Origin of the sequence: Halomonas cupida (assembly GCF_900142755.1) — a bacterium.
Taxonomy (GTDB): domain Bacteria; phylum Pseudomonadota; class Gammaproteobacteria; order Pseudomonadales; family Halomonadaceae; genus Halomonas; species Halomonas cupida.
In genome coordinates, this window is the sequence record NZ_FRCA01000003.1 from 422,267 (window position 1) to 441,638 (window position 19,372).

At 60.3% G+C, this 19,372-nt stretch carries 20 protein-coding genes; 5 read left to right on the forward strand and 15 right to left on the reverse strand.

The genetic code is table 11. The features are described 5' to 3' along the window. Positions 1 to 11: 11 nt before the first annotated feature. Positions 12 to 2,090 carry a TonB-dependent receptor family protein gene (locus BUE38_RS08285; RefSeq protein ID WP_073434549.1) on the reverse strand — a complete coding sequence of 693 codons (2,079 nt, stop codon included), beginning with the start codon at positions 2,088 to 2,090 and terminating at the stop codon, positions 12 to 14. A gap of 434 nt (positions 2,091 to 2,524) precedes the next feature. Between BUE38_RS08285 and BUE38_RS08290 the strand changes: the two genes are divergently transcribed. From BUE38_RS08290 to BUE38_RS08300, 3 genes are read left to right on the forward strand one after another with little or no spacing between them, the layout of a single operon-like run. Beyond that, complete coding sequence (locus BUE38_RS08290) at positions 2,525 to 3,553, forward strand: TRAP transporter substrate-binding protein (RefSeq protein WP_073434551.1); 1,029 nt, start codon at positions 2,525 to 2,527, stop codon at positions 3,551 to 3,553. Between the two features lie 5 nt (positions 3,554 to 3,558). After that, on the forward strand, positions 3,559 to 4,086 hold the full coding sequence (locus BUE38_RS08295) for a TRAP transporter small permease (protein WP_073434553.1): 528 nt from the start codon (positions 3,559 to 3,561) through the stop codon (positions 4,084 to 4,086). After that, positions 4,076 to 5,365 carry a TRAP transporter large permease gene (locus tag BUE38_RS08300; protein ID WP_073434555.1) on the forward strand — a complete coding sequence of 430 codons (1,290 nt, stop codon included), beginning with the start codon at positions 4,076 to 4,078 and terminating at the stop codon, positions 5,363 to 5,365. The genes BUE38_RS08295 and BUE38_RS08300 overlap by 11 nt, the downstream gene beginning before the upstream one ends. Before the next feature lie 11 nt (positions 5,366 to 5,376). Here BUE38_RS08300 and BUE38_RS08305 read toward each other — a convergent pair whose 3' ends face one another. Then, positions 5,377 to 6,312, reverse strand: a complete 936-nt coding sequence (locus BUE38_RS08305) for a helix-turn-helix domain-containing protein (RefSeq protein ID WP_234986825.1) — start codon at positions 6,310 to 6,312, stop codon at positions 5,377 to 5,379. A gap of 199 nt (positions 6,313 to 6,511) precedes the next feature. Between BUE38_RS08305 and pobA the strand changes: the two genes are divergently transcribed. Both pobA and BUE38_RS08315 read left to right on the forward strand, forming a co-directional pair. Continuing rightward, positions 6,512 to 7,714: a 4-hydroxybenzoate 3-monooxygenase gene (pobA, locus tag BUE38_RS08310; RefSeq protein WP_073434557.1), complete on the forward strand. Its 1,203-nt coding sequence runs from the start codon at positions 6,512 to 6,514 to the stop codon at positions 7,712 to 7,714. Between the two features lie 66 nt (positions 7,715 to 7,780). Then, positions 7,781 to 8,626, forward strand: a complete 846-nt coding sequence (locus BUE38_RS08315; protein ID WP_234986827.1) for an ion transporter — start codon at positions 7,781 to 7,783, stop codon at positions 8,624 to 8,626. An 82-nt stretch (positions 8,627 to 8,708) separates the two neighbouring features. Here BUE38_RS08315 and BUE38_RS22915 read toward each other — a convergent pair whose 3' ends face one another. The 13 genes from BUE38_RS22915 to sctJ all read right to left on the reverse strand — a co-directional run bounded on the left by BUE38_RS22915 (position 8,709) and on the right by sctJ (position 19,334). After that, positions 8,709 to 8,861 carry a hypothetical protein gene (locus BUE38_RS22915; RefSeq protein ID WP_159438872.1) on the reverse strand — a complete coding sequence of 51 codons (153 nt, stop codon included), beginning with the start codon at positions 8,859 to 8,861 and terminating at the stop codon, positions 8,709 to 8,711. A gap of 41 nt (positions 8,862 to 8,902) precedes the next feature. Next, entirely contained in the window at positions 8,903 to 10,426 is a 1,524-nt protein-coding gene (locus BUE38_RS08320; RefSeq protein ID WP_073434559.1) for a SulP family inorganic anion transporter, read from the reverse strand. A 51-nt stretch (positions 10,427 to 10,477) separates the two neighbouring features. Beyond that, positions 10,478 to 11,191 carry a carbonic anhydrase gene (locus BUE38_RS08325; RefSeq protein ID WP_073434561.1) on the reverse strand — a complete coding sequence of 238 codons (714 nt, stop codon included), beginning with the start codon at positions 11,189 to 11,191 and terminating at the stop codon, positions 10,478 to 10,480. 371 nt (positions 11,192 to 11,562) lie between these two features. Then, the gene (locus tag BUE38_RS08330) at positions 11,563 to 12,612 is read right to left on the reverse strand and encodes an EscU/YscU/HrcU family type III secretion system export apparatus switch protein (RefSeq protein ID WP_073434564.1); all 1,050 of its coding nucleotides are present in this window, start codon (positions 12,610 to 12,612) and stop codon (positions 11,563 to 11,565) included. Between the two features lie 11 nt (positions 12,613 to 12,623). Then, a complete protein-coding gene (gene sctT, locus BUE38_RS08335; protein ID WP_084541818.1) occupies positions 12,624 to 13,439 on the reverse strand; it encodes a type III secretion system export apparatus subunit SctT in 816 nt (271 codons plus the stop codon). Positions 13,440 to 13,450: 11 nt separating this feature from the next. Then, entirely contained in the window at positions 13,451 to 13,720 is a 270-nt protein-coding gene (locus BUE38_RS08340; RefSeq protein WP_073434566.1) for an EscS/YscS/HrcS family type III secretion system export apparatus protein, read from the reverse strand. 3 nt (positions 13,721 to 13,723) lie between these two features. Next, a complete protein-coding gene (gene sctR / locus BUE38_RS08345; protein ID WP_073434568.1) occupies positions 13,724 to 14,380 on the reverse strand; it encodes a type III secretion system export apparatus subunit SctR in 657 nt (218 codons plus the stop codon). Beyond that, positions 14,373 to 15,479, reverse strand: a complete 1,107-nt coding sequence (gene sctQ, locus BUE38_RS08350) for a type III secretion system cytoplasmic ring protein SctQ (protein WP_084541819.1) — start codon at positions 15,477 to 15,479, stop codon at positions 14,373 to 14,375. The genes sctR and sctQ overlap by 8 nt, the downstream gene beginning before the upstream one ends. Continuing rightward, the gene (locus BUE38_RS08355; RefSeq protein ID WP_073434572.1) at positions 15,479 to 15,952 is read right to left on the reverse strand and encodes a hypothetical protein; all 474 of its coding nucleotides are present in this window, start codon (positions 15,950 to 15,952) and stop codon (positions 15,479 to 15,481) included. The genes sctQ and BUE38_RS08355 overlap by 1 nt, the downstream gene beginning before the upstream one ends. Further along, a complete protein-coding gene (locus BUE38_RS08360; protein WP_073434574.1) occupies positions 15,949 to 17,298 on the reverse strand; it encodes a FliI/YscN family ATPase in 1,350 nt (449 codons plus the stop codon). The genes BUE38_RS08355 and BUE38_RS08360 overlap by 4 nt, the downstream gene beginning before the upstream one ends. Continuing rightward, positions 17,295 to 17,894: a FliH/SctL family protein gene (locus BUE38_RS08365; RefSeq protein ID WP_073434577.1), complete on the reverse strand. Its 600-nt coding sequence runs from the start codon at positions 17,892 to 17,894 to the stop codon at positions 17,295 to 17,297. Before BUE38_RS08365 ends, BUE38_RS08360 begins: the two co-directional genes overlap by 4 nt. Continuing rightward, positions 17,887 to 18,591 (reverse strand): hypothetical protein, encoded by a 705-nt coding sequence (locus tag BUE38_RS22920; RefSeq protein WP_073434579.1) that lies wholly within the window; start codon positions 18,589 to 18,591, stop codon positions 17,887 to 17,889. Before BUE38_RS22920 ends, BUE38_RS08365 begins: the two co-directional genes overlap by 8 nt. After that, positions 18,588 to 19,334, reverse strand: coding sequence for a type III secretion system inner membrane ring lipoprotein SctJ (gene sctJ, locus BUE38_RS08375; protein WP_255320732.1), 747 nt, complete (start codon positions 19,332 to 19,334; stop codon positions 18,588 to 18,590). The genes BUE38_RS22920 and sctJ overlap by 4 nt, the downstream gene beginning before the upstream one ends. Between the last annotated feature and the right edge of the window lie 38 nt (positions 19,335 to 19,372).

Sequence of the window (19,372 nt, forward strand, 5' to 3'; positions counted from 1 at the left end):
AGGCAGTGCCATCAAAACTCCAGTTCAACACCGGCATAGAACGCCCGATCCGGCGCGGGCTCGAAGTAGCGGGCGTTGTTGGCGTTGATCCGTACGTTGGAGTAGTACTCTTCGTCGAACAGGTTGCGGATGCCCACATAGCCTGCCAGTACGCTGTTCGTACCCATTTTCCAGCCGTTGCCGGCGCGCAGGTTGACCAGCCAGTAGCTGTCGACGTCGACCTGGTTGGCGTTGTCGGCCACCATGTCGCCGATATATTGGGTTTCAAGGCTGGCGAAGGGCCGCTCCAGGCCTTCACCGTCGCCGAACCAGGTCAGTTCGTTGACCCAGGTGGTTTCCGGCAACCCGGGCAGGCGATTGTCGTCAAGATCATCGTTTCCTCTCACCTTGTCGAAGCGATAGCGCGCCAGGGTCAGAGCGGTATCCAGTCGCAGGCTATCCAGTGCCTGCCAGCCCAGCGCAAGTTCCACACCATCGCGTGAGGTATCTCCGGCGTTGGTGTAGAAGGTGCGGCCACTGTCGCCCTCGTAGGGCACCAACTCGTCCTCGACATCGACGGAGAACAGGGCAACATCATAGTCGATCCCCCAGTCGAGGGTGCCTCGAGCCCCCAGCTCTCGGCTCCAGGCCTTTTGCGGTTCGATATCCGGGTTGAAGCCGCCGCTGCCGTTCGGATTGGCGAACTCGGAGAAGGTGGGAGTCTCGAAGGCCGTGCCGGTGTTGGCATACAGCTGATGAAGGGGATGGTAGCGGTAGCTGACGCCCAGACTGCCGTTGAACTCATCGAAATTGCGTTTGCCGCTCTGGTCACCATCGTCGAGGTAGTCGTCTTCGACCTCGAGGCTGATGTGGTCGTAGCGGGCACCGAGTGACAGGTTCCAGGCATCCGTCAGCGCGAGATCGCCCTGGGCGAAGACGCCAACGGATTCACCGATCTGGGTTTCATCAGCCACCTCGCCAAGGTTCTCGCCGCTGAAGGCGATTTCCTGGCGATGACGGTCATCCTTCTGACGTGCCGCATCAACCCCCAGCAGGACATCGAGCGGTCGGCCTGCGACTGATAGCTGCTGGCGATATTCAGCACTGCCGCCGTAGTAGTTGCGTTGGTAGTCGATCAGGCTGTCACCGGGATAGGGCAGTTGTTGTTCGAAGTCGCGCCAGCTGACAAATCCTCTGAGATAGAGCTCGCCGGGGCCGAAGCCGAGGTCCTCGTATTGCAGGCCGAACACCTGCTGGTCGACACTCTGGCCGGTGTCGTACTCCTCGGTAAAGGCGCCCGCCTGACGACGGTCCTCCTTGACCTGCTCCAGCGTCAGACCACCCGGATCCTCGGCCTTGGGGTTGTCGAGCAGGTTGAGGGTGGCACTGAGGGCGCGGTCGTCGTCCAACTGACGCCTCAGATGGGCATTGAGTTGTGTCTTGCGGGCTTCACTGTGATCCCGGTAGCCATCGATCTGCCAACTGGAGGCACTGATATGGTGGGACCAGTCGCCGTTCTCGCCGCCGTTCTGCACCGCCACCTTGCGATAGCCATCGCTGCCGACACCCGCATGAAGGTGAGTGGTGCTGGGTCCTTCACCTCGGCCATCGGCGGTGGTGACCGAGATCACTCCCCCTGCTGCATTGCCGTACTGCACCGCGGCGGGGCCGCGAATCACCTCGATACGCTCGGCGCTGTCGAGGTCGATGGCGTCCAACTGGGCCTGACCATCGGGCAGGGTATAGGGAATGCCATCCACCACCAGGGTGATGCCGCGTACACCGAACTGTGCCCGGGAGCCGAAACCGCGAATCGACACCCGTGCGCCCTGGGCCTGGTTGTCGCGGTTGTTGATGAAGACACCCGGCACCGTGGAGAGAGCTTCGTCGAGGCGGATGCGTTGCTGCCCCGGGGTGATAAGCGACTGGTCCACGACCGACACGGCAACCGGCGTGGTATAGAGCTCGCGTGTCAGGCGAGTGGCTTCTACGGTGATCGGTTCCAGCTCGACGGGCGGGCTGACCGATGCTGTCTCGGTTGACTGGCCGAGTGCCGGATGAATCACCAGCAGTAGAGCGGGAGCGCTGAGTAGAGGGGCGGGGCGTATCATGACTTTCCCTGGTCCGAGTTTCGGGATCCACTTCAAGATGTGGTATTGAGCAGGCTCGCTGGGCATCTGGATGTTGCAGGCCCGGCATTCTAGATAAGGTGTGAGCAGGATACTACTTTAGTTGCAAATAATGAGCACGCTCAGCACTATCAATGAACACGCTCAACGCTATCAATAAGCACGCTCAACGCTATGACGGACACTAACCTGGTGCGCTGTGGGCATGGCCTGGACCAAAGTCGCTTTTTGCCGTGTCTGGCGATGGGGTACTTTGCTGCAATGGATGCGTACGATTGTTCACTATGCGAACTTGGATATTCGGCATAGCTATCAGGTCGATGGCCTATCCTGGTACTGATTTGTAGAGGCACTGAGCTGTCCAGGTTCGAGCTGTCCAGAAATGGAACATAACGATAATGGCTGGAGGATTCCCGATGAAAACGCAACTCGCGAGCTGCCTGCTGGCGGTGTCCCTTGTCGGCTTGACGACCACTGGTGCCGAGGCTGCCACTACGCTGCGCATGGCGCACTTCTGGCCGGGGGCTTCCGGCATCAATACGCAGATCTTCGAGGAGTGGGCGAAGGAGATCGAGGAGGACTCCGGAGGTGAGTTGCGTGTGCAGCTGTTTCCGTCCGGCACCCTGGCCAAGGCCGACGACATCTACGAGGCCACGGTGAACGGTATTGCCGACATCGGCGCCACGGCTCAGGGCTACACGGCGGGACGCTTTCCTCTGTCGCAGATCGTCGAGCTGCCTGGTGTCGCCGATGATGCCCGGCAAGGTGCCTGCATTCTCCAGACGCTCTACGACGATGGTCAGTTGAATGGTGAGTATGACGATACCCATGTGTTGTTCATGTTCACCACCGGTCCCGGTTACATCCATACCGTGGATACTGATGTGCAGACGCCGGCTGACCTCGAGGGCCTGCGTATTCGCCGCCCGACGGCCGTGGCCGGCGACATTCTCGACAACATGGGCGCAAATCCGGTGGGCATGCCGGCGCCGGATATCTATACCTCGATGCAGCGTGGGGTGATCGATGGGCTGAGCTTCCCATGGGAGGGCATGAAGGGGTTCCGGATCAATGAGCTGGTGGAGTACCACACCCAGGTACCGTTCTACTCGCTGATCTTCGTCGCCACCATGAATCAGCGTGCCTGGGAGGGCCTGAGCCCGGAGCAGCAGGCTGTCATCGAGGCCAACTCCGGCATGCGTTGGGCCGAGCAGGCTGGCGGAGTCTTCCATTCCATTGATCAGGTAGGCCGCCAGGAGGCAGTCGACGCGGGACACACCATTCGCGTTGTCGAGGACCCGCTCAATGACGATGAGTGGTCGGCCCCTCTGCAGAAGGGTATCGATGACTACCTGACCGGGCTCGAAGAGCGTGGTCTGGAGCAGGCCCGGGATGTCTACGAGGCGGCGCTGGCCGCACGTGAAAGCTGCACGGTCGTCGAGTAGCCATCATGCGCGAAGGGATCGAGAGAGCCAGTCTATGGCTGGCATGGCTGGGGCGTCTGATCGCAGGCGTGGCGCTGGTGGCGATGCTGGTGGTGACCATCGGCGATGTGGCGACTCGCTATCTGCATCGGCTGACGGAAGGTGCCATATCCGTCCGAGTGGTGGGGAGTGTCGAACTGGTCAGCTATCTGATGCTGTTTGCTCTGCTTGCGGCGATGGCTGCCAACGTCGAGCGCAGTCAGGTGGTGGTCGAGGCCTTTACCCATGCGCTGCCCGACTCACTCACTTCCCGTCTGCATGGGCTCTATCTGTTGGGGTTTGCGGTGTTGGGCGGGGTGCTTTGTGTGGGGCTCCTGGCTGCGGCGACCAGTGCGGCTGGCCATGGTGAAGTGACTCAGGACCTGCGACTGCCGTTGAGTCCCATCTATGCCATTGCTGCGGTACTCAGCGCCCTGTTGGGGTTGCGCAGCCTGCTGCATGCACTACTTGGGGCTTGCTGGGCGCAACCGTCGGAGACCGCTGATGGCGACTGAAATGATAGGCGCCATTGGCCTGGCGTCGCTGCTGGTGCTGATGGTAATCCGTGTGCCGGTAGCACTGGCCATGCTGCTGGTGGGCGTGGGGGGCTTCTCGCAGATCATCGGCTGGGGCGCGGCGGTATCGATGCTCAAGTCGGTCCCGGTCGAGGTACTGACCAACTACAGTTTCAGTGCGGTGCCGATGTTCATCCTGATGGGCGTGCTGGCGGCACATTCCGGTATGGCGGGAAAGCTGTTCGAGTCGGCGCGAGTGATCTGCGGTGGCTGGAAGGGAGGCCTGGCGATTGCGGCCATTGGCTCCTGCGGCATCTTCTCGGCGATCTCCGGTTCCTCACTGGCCACGGCCAGTACCATGACGCGAGTGGCGTTGCCGGAGATGGAGCGGCATGGCTACCACCGCGGTCTGGCAACCGGTGCCCTGGCAGCGGGAGGGACTCTCGGCATCATGATCCCGCCGAGTATTGCCCTGCTGATCTACGCCATTCTCACCGAGCAGTCGGTGGGTGACATGTTCATGGCCGGGTTGATTCCCGGACTGCTGGGGTTGGTGCTCTACGCGCTGACCGTCAGTGTGGTGATGCGCCTCAAGCCTGAACTGGCAGTGGCCGGAGAGTCCACCGCATGGCGTGCCAAGCTGGCGTCGCTGGGCGGGCTTGTCCCCTTTCTGGCGGTATTCCTGATCATGATCCTCGGCATCTATTTCGGTGTTTTCACACCCACCGAAGGGGCCAGTGTCGGGGCCTTTGCCACACTGGTCTACGCCCTGGTCAAGGGGATGCGTGGCAATGGGCTGTGGGCGGCGGTACAGGAGACCCTGGCGCTGTCCAGCGTGGTGTTCTTCATGCTGGTCGGTGCCGAGACCCTGGGTTACTTCATCTCGGTGTCGCGGATATCGTTCTCGATCAGTGACCTGCTCTATGGCCTTGAGCTGTCGCCCTTTGTGGTGGTGCTGTGCATCCTGGTCATGTACTTCCTGCTCGGCATGTTCATGGACTCCATCGCCATGCTGGTGATTACGGTGCCGGTGGTGTTCCCGATCATCCAGTCATTGGGCATCGACCCGGTATGGTTCGGCATCGTCACCGTGCTGACCGTGGAGCTGGGGCTGATCACGCCACCTGTGGGTATGAACGTGTTCGTGATCAAGGCCATGGCGCCTCACGTGGGGCTGGGGGAGATCTTCCGTGGTGTCGCGCCCTTCATTGCTTCCGACCTTGTGCGTCTGGTCCTGCTGCTGGCCTTCCCGGTGCTGACGACCTGGTTTCTGATCTGATCCAGTGTTGCTCAGCCCGGTGACCGTTGTTGGCGTTTGCGGAAGTTGCTGGGAGATACCCCGGTCAGGCGCTTGAAGAAGCGGGTAAAGTAGGCCGGGTCGGAAAACCCCAGGCCATCGGAGACCTGGGCGATGGTCAGGTTGGTGTAGGTCAATTCCCGTCTGGCCTCGAGAAGCAGGCGCTGGTGCAACAGTGCCAGAGCGCTGGTACCCGCCTGCTGCCGACAGATGCTGTTGAGGTGGGCGCTGCTCAGCTCCAGCTGTGCCGCCAGTTCCTCGATGTTGGGTTGGTGGCGGAAGCTCTCCTCGACCAGTGCCTCGAAGCGACGCAGGTGGTGTCGTGAACGCTGATGGGGAGTGGCGCTGTTGCCATTGTCACTTGAGCCATTGTCACTTGAGCCATTGTCACTCGAGCCGATGGCCAGTCGTGATGCCTCGATGGTCAAGGCCTGGATCAGTGCGCCGAGCAGGGCGTCGCGCCCTGAGGCAGGGCGGCGGTATTCACCATCGATATGCCTGACCAGCTCTATCAGACGCTGACTGGCCCCCCCTGAGGGAAGGGGTTGGACACTGGCCCGCCGCCAGGTTCTCGAGGCTTCCGGCAATACCTTCGCCAGGTGGTCGACCAGTGGAGCGGCCAGCGTCAGGATGTGGCCTTGAATCGTTGGCGAGAAACGAAACCCGTGAATGCACAGCGGCGGAACCACGATGGCCAGCGGTGCTTCGGTCTGCCGAGTCGACCCCTCCAGTTCCAGCTCCACCTCTCCTTCATACAACACCAGTAGATGCACCAGATCAGCATGACGATGTGCACGGATATGCCAGTCATGTAGTCGACTGCGTTCGGCGATCGACTCGCAATGCAGCAGATCCGGTGTGGGCCATTGAGCGGTTTCGCCGTAGAGAGCGAAGACCGGGATGTCACCCAGCGGGGAGTGGTTGTGCACAGGAGTCTCCCGGATGCGACCAAAGTGGATGCTGGATCCATGGAAAGTACAAGTTATGGATCGAATAGTGCCTTAAGACGGCGTTCGTTGTGGTGAAAAATACAATAAGACCATAACACAACAGCTCGTCACCGACCTGTCGTTGGCGAGGCCCCCTGGCGAGCAATATCTCGACAGGAAGAGCCGTGGGAGAAGTCGCATGACCGTTACTGTACTCAGGACTCAGGTTGCCATCATCGGCGCGGGACCTTCGGGGTTGCTGCTGGGCCAGCTACTGAGCCGCCAGGGCATTGATAATGTACTTCTCGAGCGGCGCAGCGCTGACCATGTGCTGGGACGCATCCGCGCCGGAGTGCTGGAGCAGGGCATGGTCGATCTGCTGCGTGAAGCGGGAGTCAGTGATCGCATGGACGAGGAGGGGCACTCCCACACAGGTGTCGAACTGGCATTCGATAACCGCCGCATACGCGTCGACCTGGCAGCCCATACCGGTGGGCGTTCGGTCATGGTCTATGGCCAGACGGAAGTCACTCGAGACCTGATGGAGGCTCGCCAGGCACTGGGGACCCCGAGCTTCTACGAGAGCGAGGATGTCATGCCCCATGATCTCGAGAGCGATAGCCCTTGCGTCACCTTCAGTCATGCTGGGCGGCAGTATCGGCTCGAGTGTGATTATGTCGCGGGCTGCGATGGCTATCACGGCATCTCGCGCCGCTCGATTCCCGAGGACCGTCTCAAGACCTTCGAACGTGTCTACCCATTTGGCTGGCTGGGCCTGCTCAGCGATACGCCCCCGGTCGCCGAAGAGCTGATCTATGCACGCAGTGAACGTGGCTTTGCCCTGTGCAGCATGCGCTCGCCGACACGCAGCCGGTACTACGTTCAAGTTGGGCTCGATGAGCGCGTCGAGGACTGGTCGGATGAGCGATTCTGGTCCGAGCTCAAGCGACGTCTGCCTGAGGAGGTGGCGGATCGCCTGGTGACGGGACCTGCATTGGAGAAGAGCATTGCTCCGTTGCGCAGTTCTGTTGTCGAGCCGATGCAGTACGGGCGGCTGTTTCTGGTCGGCGATGCCGCGCACATCGTTCCGCCCACCGGAGCCAAGGGCCTGAATCTGGCAGCCAGTGACGTCAACACCCTGTATCGACTATTGATCAAGGTCTATCACCAGGGACGCACCGACCTGATCCCGCGTTACTCGCAGACCTGTCTGCGGCGGATCTGGAAGGCCGAGCGATTTTCCTGGTGGATGACCTCGATGCTGCACCGTTTCAGCGATGGCGATGATTTCGACTCACGCATGCAACTCGCCGAGCTGGATTACCTGGCAGGTTCCGAGGCTGGTCTGACGACCTTCGCCGAGAACTATGTTGGGCTGCCCTATGAATCGCTGGAATCTTGACTTGATCGGGAGTGACCCGAAGGAGGAACTAGGCAGCTGTCGGGGACTGGCGTATGGTCAAGGGCCGTGTTCCATAGAGTCCGATTGGCCGAGTCCATGCCGTCCGAGCGTCTAAATCCTTTCCAGATTCTGATTCTGATCCTGTCCTTTTATGTCCTGGGCGCCATGGCGGCCCAGGAGCTGTACGACCTGCCTCCGGAGATACATCGACTGCTTCACCGCATTGACTTCGTGGTGTGTGGCTTCTTCTTCGCCGATTTCGTGATGCGTTTTCGTGCTGCTCCTGACAAGTGGCGATTCATGCGTTGGGGGTGGATCGATCTGCTGGCCAGTATCCCGGTGGGCTACCTGTATGCCGGCCGCCTGATCCGAGCGGTGCAGATCATTCGCATGCTGCGCACGATCAAGTCACTGCACCTGGTCTGGGAACTGCTGTTCCGCAACAAGGCCAAGGGGGTCTTTGCGTCGATCGCCTCGTCCACCGTCATGCTGCTGATCTTCGGCTCGGTGATCATTCTGATGGTCGAAGGGCCCAACCCGGAGAGCAGCATAGATACCGCCGAGGAGGCGCTCTGGTGGGCCTTCGTGACCGTTACCACAGTGGGCTATGGCGACTACTATCCCGTCACGACGCTTGGTCGTGTCGTGGCCGTTTGCCTGATGGTGGCGGGGGTCGGCCTGTTCGGTAGCTTTGCGGCTTATGTCGGCTCGCTGTTCGTCGGTGATCAGGAAGATGAAAGCGAGCGCCTGCACCGTGCCAACCGCCGCATGCTGCGAGAGCTTCATCAGGAAATCACGGCGTTGCGTGAGGAAGTGGCTGCCTTGCGTACCGAGCTGGTCCAGCGTGATGGTATTCAATCACTGCCGACACAGCCGGATGAAGCACCGGGACGAGTGCCAGGAGAGAAATAGCCAGGCCTTGATGCTGGACCTGGAGATGCCGAGACCGAAATGACAGCAGCTCGGGCGAGTTAATCGCCCGAGCTGCTGTTTTTCAGAAGATACTATTAACATGGCAATCAAATAGCTCATCCTGATCGATTTGATTTTCGCCCGCACCACACTGGCGCAGATGCACGGATCTGCTGGTGTGGTGCGGCCTCGCGTCGGCCTGATGGCCGACGGCGGCACGTCCCTGTGCCGCCATTCACCCAACATGAAAGCATGCCGGGTTAATACCGAACTGCCTCAGGCTGTCTGGGCCAACACCCTTCTACGTCTGCCTTCGACGCGTTGTTTCAGCGCAGTGCGTCGTCCCATCGTCAGGCTACCCCCCTGGAGGCGAGCCGATCGCTCCCAGTCCTCCAGCAATTCGATGCAGGCATGGTCGATATAGGAGAGCCGGTCCATACAGATGCGTAGATGAGTGCCGGGCTCGATGTCGGCGAGGGTGGCGGATAACTGCGGAACCCGCAGAAAGGTTGCAGCGCCACGCAGGTGCAGTTCGGCATGTCCGGACTCGATGGGCATCAGCTTGATACGCAGTCTCGAGGCACTCCACAGCAGCTTCAGCAGTGTCAGTGCAAAGCCGGTCAGCACTCCGGTGAGCAGGTCGGTCACCACGATACACAACGCCGTGGCAATGTAGATCAAGGGCGGAACACGTCCGTACTGCCTCAGGTTACGCATGGCTCTGGGGTCGACCAGCTTGAAGCCGGTATAGACCAGTACGCCGCCGAGGCTGGCAATCGGAATGCTCTGCAGCACGGAGGGCAGCAGTGAGACCAGAGCCAGCAACCAGAGGCCATGCAGAATGGTTGAGGCACGGCTGCAGGCACCGGCCTGCACATTGGCCGAGCTGCGCACGATGACACCGGTCATCGGTAGGGCGCCCAGAGCACCACACAGCATATTGCCGACCCCCTGCGCCGAAAGCTCGCGATTGAACTTTGAGCGTGGTCCCGAATGCATCCGGTCCACCGCCGCTGCTGACAGCAGCGTTTCGGCACTGGCGATGAAGGCCATGGCCAGCGCGGCGACCAACAACTCGGGATTGGCCAGGCTGGCCAGGTCCTGAGGGCCGATCCAGTCGATGGCATCGCCGAGATTGGCGGGTAATTCAACGCGCTTGATCGGCAGTGCCAGCCAACTGCTGATCAGGGTTGCCAGGCTTACACCGATCAGCGCGCCTGGCAGAAAGCGCAGTCGTTTCGGGCGATGGCGATCCCACAACCACATACAGGCGATGGTGCCGAGGCCAATGGCGCCGGCGGCCAGAGCAGCGCTTCCGTTGGCCAGACTAAGGGTATCGATCAGCGCACCGGGAAAGGCCAGCAGGTTGTCCAGCCCGGAGGCCAACGGCGAAGCGTCGACCATTACATGCAGCTGCGACAGCACGATAAGAATACCGATACCCGCCAGCATGCCGGAAACAACAGCCGGGGCAGTCACTCGGAACCAACCACCCAGGCGCAGTAGTCCTGCCAGTAACTGGATCAGACCGGCCAGCAGTAGCACAGGCCCGAGTGCGGCCATGCCGTGGCTATTGACCAATTCGAACACCAGCACTGCCAGCCCGGCGGCAGGTCCGCTGACCTGCAGAGGGGAGCCGGACAGGAAGCCGATCACCAGGCCACCGATGATGCCGGTGATCAGTCCCTTGGCGGGCGGCATGCCGGAGGCGATGGCGATACCCATACACAGAGGGAGTGCGACCAGAAACACCACAACGGAGGCCAGTCCATCGCGTGGTAGTGTGCGGAGAGCAGTCATGAGGTTTTTTCCAGAACAGTTGAGTCAGGGAAGACGGGGAGAGTTGATGTATCAGGCCTGGGCGTAGCGTGGCTGAGGACTGGCGGATGGCAGGCTGTTGCCATCCAGCGGTACAAAGCGGCGCTTGCTGGCGTCATAGGCCCGGATGGCGCAACTCTCGATGTCATAGACCCAACCGTGGATATTGAGCCGACCACTGGCCAGGCGTGAGGCGACGGAGGGGTGGGTGCGCAGATGGTCGAGCTGGGCGACGACGTTCTCTTCCGTCAGTACGTCCAGCGTCTCGCCGGCTGCGCAGTTGCAGTGGCTTTCCACCACGCTTCGGGCAACGTCGGTGTGACGTAGCCAGGCTTTCACCGTGGGCATGCCTTCCTGACTGGCCGGGTTGAGTACGGCTTTCATGGCCCCGCAATCGGAATGGCCACAGACAATGATGTGTTCAACACCGAGACTCAGCACCGCATATTCGATGGCGCTGGAAACCCCACCGTTCATCTGGCCATAGGGAGGCACCACATTGCCGACGTTGCGGGTTACAAACAGCGAGCCGGGCTCGCTCTGGGTAATCAACTCCAGCACGATACGGGAGTCGGCGCAGGTGATGAACATGATGCGCGGTTGTTGAGCCGTGGCGAGGCGTTTGAATAATTCCCGCTGCTGGGGATAGATGTCACGACGAAAGTTCTGCAACCCCTGAATAAGGGTGGTCAGTGCTTCGTCGCTGCTCAGGGACTGGCAATGAGAGATCGGTTCCTGTTCACGCATGCTCTGCTTCCTTGCTGATATGGTGGATTCGGCACAGTAGCAGACGTTTTCTTTCTACAACCTTTCATCGCAATTAATGTTTCATTCATGTTGAGTGAGTGTTTTCTGATATGTTTTATCGTGTTGTTTTTAATTGTCTTTAATGAGGTTTTGAGTTTCTTTGTGATGCGGCCGTCTGTTTGAAACGGAAGAACCTTGCGCCATGATGGTGCATAAATCCATGTATGGAAAGTCGGATGAATAGTAGGAAGTTGGAAATAGGGTTTGAGGAATAAATATATTCCAGAAAGAGATTATTTGCCCGGGGAGAGTGTGCTGGAAGATGATGTATCAGGGAAAATTCCGTTGATGAGATGGCGAGGAATCTAGCGTTACAGCATCCCTCTGGCCACCAGAATGTCGGCTATCGGCTGGAAACTGTCCTCGGGAATCGGCTCTCCATTACCGGCACGCTTGCCGACCTTCTCGGCCAGCGAGCGATCCTCGATGACCGGTAAGCCATGCTTGATGGCTTCGCGCATCAAGCTGGAAGACTCCTGAGGGGAAGCCTTGCATACCACTGTCGGTACTGGCGTTTCACCCTTGACGTAGCGAATGCCGACCAACCAGCCGCTGGTGCCACCAATCATGATCGAGGCCTGCTGCACACCGGTGCGTGATGAATAGGCCTGAATATCACGGCGCTGCCGCTGACGTGCCCTGCGGATATCCGGATCACCCTCCATGTCCTTGCGTTCACGCTTGTGTTCGGTGCGAGTCATGCGTTGGTCTCGTTGGAACAACCAGCGCTGGGTTCGTATGTCCAGCAGACCAACGATCATGAACACCACCAGAGCCGTGATCACCAGTGGCTTCATCAAGGTCATGAAGATGCCCTCGAGGCAGCCATAGCCGCAGCGCGAGGACTCCATCAATGCCTGCAGGCCCACCCTGCAGACGACGACGAAGGCCACGCCGAGGGTCACGATCTTGAGCAGCGACTTGATGAACTCGATGATGCCACGCACCGAGAAGATCCGCTTGAGACCTTCCGCGGGATTGATGTGCTCAAGCCTGGGCTTGATCGGATCCACCGAGAACAGCATGCCGCCCATGATGAGGATATTGGTGAGTATGGCGGCTACCACGGTGATCAGAATCAGGGGCAGCACGGACCACACCAGAACTTCCAGTCCTGCGGCCATCAACCGTGGCCACAGCGTGTCGAAGGGCTGGGTGTACATCCGGGTGACCAGGGTAATGAGGCCTCGCACGCGGGTTTCGATACCATCCATGCTGACCACCAGATATAGCGTGCAGCCGAGCATGACGACTGCCGAGACCATATCGTTGCTCTTTTCGACCTGACCTTTCTTGCGGGCGTCGCGAAGTTTCTTCTTCGATGGCGGGAGGGATTTTTCTTCACTGGGCTGCTGGGCCATACGGCGATCCTCTAACGGGTGGCTTCGATCAGCGACTCGAAATGCTGGTAGTAGCTGGGCAGAGCGCCCAGTTCGTTGAACATCAGTGGCACCAGAAAGACGATGTAGATCACCAACAGGAAGGTGAACAGCAGGTTCTTGATCGGTAGTGACAGAATGAACATGTTGAGGTTCGGCGCCATGCGTGCGAGGTAGGCCAGCATCAGGTCGGCGATCAGCATGGCGATGATCAGGGGAGAGACCATCAGAATGCCGATGCGCATGACCTGGTCGAGGAAGCCGAGCACCGCCAGTGCTGTCTGGGTCTCCAGATTTGGAGTGAACGTATCCAGTGGCCACAGGGTATAGCTGCGGTAGAAGCCTTCAAGCAGCATGTTGAAGCCACCTGTGGCAAAGAACAGGGCCACCAGCATGATCACCAGCAGAGTGCTGGTGACGCCGGACTCCGTGCTGCCCATGGGATCGAGCAACTGGCCCATGGTTGAGGCCCGTTGGAGGTCGACGACTTCCCCGGCGACTTCCGCGGCCCAGAATGGAATGCCGAACACCATGCCGATGAGGACACCCACCAACAGCTCCTTGAGCAACAACGCAGCGAGGGTGGGGGCGTTCATGTCCAGTTCGGGGAGAAGGGCGAGGACCGTTGGCAGCATCGGTATCGCCAGGGTCAAGGCAACCGCCGAGCGGATCAGGCCGGTCAGCCCCAGGCGATTGAAGGCCGGAGTGATCAGGATGACCCCCAGAGCTCGAGACATGCTGATGGCAAGAGCCGCCATGACCGGGTAGATCTGGTCAAGGAGAACGCCCATCAGCTCATCCTGAAACATGGAGACGCTCCCTACCGTGACCAGGCGGCAAAGTTGTCGAGTATCTGGTTCGTCAGGCCGAGTAATTGACCAACCAACAGGGGGCCGGCAAAGATCAGCACCAGCATGATGGTGATGACCTTGACCGCCTGCGGCAGTGACTGGTCCTGAATCTGTGTCAGGGCCTGCAACAACCCGATACCGAAACCGATCAGGATGGCCGTCAGCAATGCTGGCGCCGACAGCAGCAGCACGGTCCATAGTGCATCGGTCATCAGTGACTGGAAGATGTCTTCGGACATGATCTAACCCCCGTAACTGAGAATCAGGCCATGCATCAGCCGTGACCAGCCATCGACGGCGACGAACAGGAATATCTTCAACGGCACCGAGATCAAGGGCGGGGCTACCATCACCATGCCCATGGCCATCAGTACGTTGGCGACGATCAAGTCGATGACAAGAAAGGGGATGTAGATCAGGAAGCCGATCTCGAATGCACGTGCCAGCTCCGAGGTGACGAAGGCGGGAATCAGCGTGACCAGATCATCGTCCTGCACGTTATCGCGAGCTTCCTGCGACCAGATATCCTGAGTGGCATCCAGGAAGAAGGCTCGCTCGCGCTCGTTGGCGTAGGTGGCAAGGTACTCCTTGAGCGGTTCACGCAGTACCTCCCCCGTAGCCTGAATATCTGCCATGGTGTTGAGTTCGGTGTTGTGGCTTTCCAGCTGATAGACCATCTCGCCCACCAGCGGGGTGGTGATATATACGGTCAAGACCAGCGCAATGCCATACAGCACCAGATTGGGAGGCGTCTGCTGGACACCAAGGGCATTGCGGATCAGGAACAGCACGACCGAAATCTTGAGAAAAGAGGTCATGGTCACCACGGCCAGAGGAAGCAGGCCAAGTGATGCAACAACAATGATGATTCCAATCAGGTTGGGTTCAAACTCACTCATCAGTGGCCAGCCTTTCGATCTGTACCCCCAGACCATCACCGATCTCGACCAGTCGCCCCTTGCCCATGACCCGGCCATTGATGACCAGATCGACAGCCTCCTCAGGGGGACGCGACAGGGGCAGCACACTGCCCTGGTTGAGTTCCCGCAGTTCCTTCAGCGACAGCTCCAGTCGTCCGAACTCGCATACCAGGTGCACGGGAAGCTGATCCAGCCGCACATTGTCCGAATCGGTTGTTCGGGAGGGTGCCTCCGTGCTGTGATCTTCGGGACCGCCATTGGCTGGTTTGGCCATGTGAAAATCTCCTCGCGTTGGGGGATGGAGCCGAGAACCTAGTTGCAGACCAGGTTTGCGGTTGTTCTGGTGCTCTGTCGTGGCTGCCAGCAGATCGTTTCCCACCAGCACTGCCGACCCCTGGTCGGGCCGGTTGACCATGACCACATCGCCTGGTTGGAGGCTGCACAATTCAGCGAGGGTCAGGTGCTGGTATCCGCCGATCCACTGCACCGGCCACGTCACATTCGAGCAGGGGCGTGGAGCCACGGGGCAGTGTTGCTCCAGCCCGGGAGACAGAACTTCGGCTGCTGCCGAGGATAGCGATAGTGACAGGTGACCACGCTGTTCGCCGTTATCCAGACTGAGCGGCAGGGCCAGCGGAAAATCGGCCGGGTGGGCAGGTGTACCGCTCAAGTGGATCGACACGTCCAGCATCTGTTCCAGTGGTTCGAACCACTCCAACAGAGCGTATTCCAGCCAGAGTGCGCTGATGTCGACGGAGCAGTGCTTGAGTGAGCGCTTCAGCGCCAGTGGGACGGAAAGCATCTGCAGCGCGACGTCATCCAGGCGCAACAGCGCTGGGGCCTCGCCCAATACCAGACCCAGCGTCAGGGCTTCCGGCTGCCGATGATCGGGGCTGTGCACCTGAATGGTGAGAGGGCGATCTCCGAGTCGCGAAAGGACAGGTGCACGTGGCCGACTGATGCTGTTGAGAATGGGGACGGTCTGTGGCGAGATAATCGCCAGGTGCGGCATATCAAGACGCTCCATACCAGGGTCCCGGGGCGTTGTTGTGGTGTCGGGCAACCTGTCTGCGACCATCAATGCCCTCCTCGTGGTGTGGCATCCTCGAGCTCGAGTTCGGCGTACAGCTCCTGGCGGCTCTGTCGCTTCCTGTCATGACGTCGGGAAAGCTCTTCGAGGGCGCGGTGCGCACGCACCTTGCCAGCCCACTCCGTGGCGCGCTGTTCCCGTTCTTCCTGATGAGCCTGGTGTTGCTGCCCCTGTTCCCGTTGCTGATGATCCAGGCTAGCGGTTTCGCGCTGATGGTCATCAATGGCCTGGCGAATATCCTCGAGTTCCGGTCCCGTCAGGCTGCCGCCTGCGGCATCGAACCAGTGCTGCTCATGTTCGTCGACGGCGTGGAGGTGGTCGCTGAGTCGTTGCTCCAGCATGTAGAGTTGTTCGGCGCTGTGCCGACAATTCCTCTGCTGCTCCAGCAGCGCACGCTCGGCTTGTTGCACGCGTTGCTGGCGCAGGGCCATCAGCTTCTCGAGTTGTTGCTGATCATTCATGACAGGATCTCATCCATGAGTTTCAAGGTGTCTGACATGCTGCTGGTTTCCTCATTGGTCTGACGCAGGAAGGTTTCAATCGCAGCCTGTTTCTGTATCGCCTCATCGGTGCGTGCATCCTGGCCCTCCCGGTACTCGCCTACCTGCAGCAGCAACTCGACATCCTGGTGACGTGCCAGCAGGTCGCGCATGCGGGCAGCAAACCTGCGATGTTCGGCAGCAGTGACGGTTTCCATCAAGCGGCTGCGGCTGGCCAGTACATCGATGGCGGGGAAGTGGTTGCGACGCGCCATATCGGCACTGAGCATGATGTGGCCATCAAGAATGGCGCGCGTTTCTTCACTGACCGGGTCCAGGGTTCCATCGCCTTCGGTGAGCACGGTATACAGTGCGGTGATGCTGCCGGTCGCGCCGGGGCCGGCTCGCTCGAGTAGACGTGGCAGGGCGGCGAACAGCGACGGAGGAAACCCTCGGCGTGTCGGAGGCTCGCCGGCGGCCAGGCCAATCTCTCGTTGTGCACGGGCGAAGCGGGTGATGCTGTCGACCAGCAGCAGCACATCTCGCCCCTGGTCACGAAAGAATTCGGCGATGCTGGTTGCGACCATTGCTGAACGTGTGCGCTCGATGGCCGGTCGATCCGAGGTGGCCACCACACAGACGGTGCGTCGACGGGCCTGCGTGCTCAGTTGCACATCCAACAACTCACGCACTTCGCGTCCACGTTCTCCGACCAGTCCAAGAACGATCACATCAGCCTCGCTATTGCGCACAATGGCGGACAGCAGAGATGATTTGCCGACACCGGGTTCGCCGAAGATGCCAAGACGCTGACCACGTGCCACGGTAAGCAGGCCATCGATGGCGCGAATGCCGAGACTCAGCGGATGCTGAATCAACTGGCGAGCCAGTGGTTCCGGTGGATCGGCATGTACCGGATAAGTGATCAGTGTGTCTTTCGCCGGTGGAGGCCGGTTGTCGATAAAGGCCCCCATAGGGTCGATGACTCGGCCGAGCAGCGCTTCGCCCACGGCGACCTGTTGTGGCGCTCCGGTGGCGATGACTTCGGCACGTGTCGACATGCCCCGCAGGTCTCCAATCGGTGAGAGGATGGCATCCTCATCCTCGAAACCAATGACCTCGGCGGCCACGCGGCGTCCGCTGAGCGGATCGCGCAGGTAACACAGCTCTCCGATACCAGTACCATCGACACTGGCATGAACCAGTTGGCCGAGAATACGCCGCACGCGCCCCCTGACCGGTCGAAGTTCGGCGCGATTGGCACGCTGATCGAGGCGTGGCAGCAGCGAATCGAGGTCAATGTCGGGTAGACGGGAGTCGGAGCTCATTCAGTGTCTCCCGGGGATGGCTTCAGCGCCTCGTGCAGAGCATTGAGCTGGGCTTCCAGCCCTACATCGACGATCGCTACCGGGCTGACCAGCAGGCATTGTCCGGGACCGAGCTGAGCATCACCTTCGACACGATACGATGGATGGTCGTACATGTTGTGGCCGGCCGAGCCGAGACGCGCTTCGACCTCCTCAACGCGTTGCAGTGCGACCCGAATGGTGACGGTCATGTCATGGCGATACTCGCTGAGTGCCTGCTGCACACATCTGACGATCAGGTCGGTGTCGTCGAACTGGCCGAGGATGCGCCGAACCATCTTCAGGCACAGCTCGGCCATGGAAGGCTCCAGCCCCGCTAGATAACCATCGACCTGGCGAGTGGTACTTGCCAGTAGTTCGGCAGCCTGAGTCTCTCCGGCACGACGTCCTTCCTCGAAGCCTTCGGCATAGGCTCTGGCTCTGACCTGTCGAGCCTCCTGATCGGCTTCGCTGGCGCGCTGCTTTACGCGCTCGAGCATGGCGTAACCATTGATCCAGGCTTCAGCCTCCTGCGCCTTGAGAATAACCTTTGTCGGACGCGCCGGTAGCTCATTCATTATGCGACCTCTCGGCTTCCCCTGAGCCTTGCGCGGCAACCCTACGGTATTCAGTGGCGAGAGCTGCGGCTGCGCGACGCACGATGGCGACCCTCTGCTCCGCTTCCTGATGCGGTAGCTCCAGTTCGTCGAGTCGCGGATCCGCGGCAATGCCCAGGCGCAGCCATGCTCGAAGTTCATCTGGCTGGTGGGCCAGCCAACAGGCAATGCAGACCAGGCCGTCCTGATGCACGGTGTCGGCGAAGCCGTCGTCGAGGGCATCCGCGTCGACGTAGGGTGAGGATGGAAGCGCCAGGGCACGGTTGGCCAGGGCGGTGAGAAAGGCGGTGGTGCCGAAGCGCTGTTTGAGGGCGACGACCCGTGGAGCACGGATTTCGCGAACAAAGGTAATGGCGTGGCAGATCATTCCGCAAAAGCGTGCCAGGTCGCCGCCGCCATCCGGTGCCAACTGGAAGATAACGAGGTCCTCCTCGGCCGGGACAGGCAAGGCGCTGGGCGCTGTCAGGTGGTGGCGCATCACCAGACGTTCCGTCAGCCGCTGCTGAAAACGCGGGTGTCGAGCGATTACCGCCAGACTGGCTTCGTCGGCGGTATCCTCCAGGCTGTCGGCAACCCAGTGCAGCGACACACAACGTGCTGGTGAGGCAATGAAGTCCTGCCAGTGGAACCCGGGACGGGTATCGACCTCGGCGTTCATGGTGGTGTCTCCAGCTCATAGGGGCCGCGGCGCCGCTGGTGCCAGAGCAACCATCCCAGCGCCCCCCCCAGTCCCAGCACGAGAACCAGCAGCAGGCCGAAGATCCAGACAGCACGGGTGACACTGGATGCCGGCATGGAAATACCGAGGAATGAGCTCAGCGTCACTGGGGAACTGCCATCGGCCACGCGCAGTGGTTCCGCGACCACCGGCACCACGGAAACGCTGTCATACGCCAGACCGGCGATGCCATTGGCCACCAGTGTCTTGATCTTGGGAATCAGTGGGTTGACATCAAGTGTTGGTGAGTAGCGGATGAATACCGAGGCGGATGAGGGCGTACTGTTGCGATCGAGCAAGTCGTTGTCGGGCAGTACGACGTGCACGCGAGCTGAGAGCACCCCGTCAATCTGCGATACGGTGTGAGAGAGCTCCTCGCTGAGCGCGTGGATCATCTGGGCGCGCTCCTGCACCGGCGATGACACCAGACTATTGCTCTCGAAGACGGTTCCGAGGTTGGAGAACTTCTGCTCCGGTAGCCCCAGTTGATCGAGGATGCCGACTGCCTCGGCGAAATAGTCCTCGTCGACCGTCACACTCATCAGGCCACCTTCCTTGACCACGCGGTTGGCAGCGATGCCATGGCGGGCGAGGCTGGCGACCATGATATTGGCCTCGCGCTCACTGAGGTCGGTGTACAGCTCGGTGTCACAGGCCTGCAGAAGCAGGGCCATGACCACCACCAACAGCAGCTTCAATGTCCTCGTTGGAGGACTGAGCA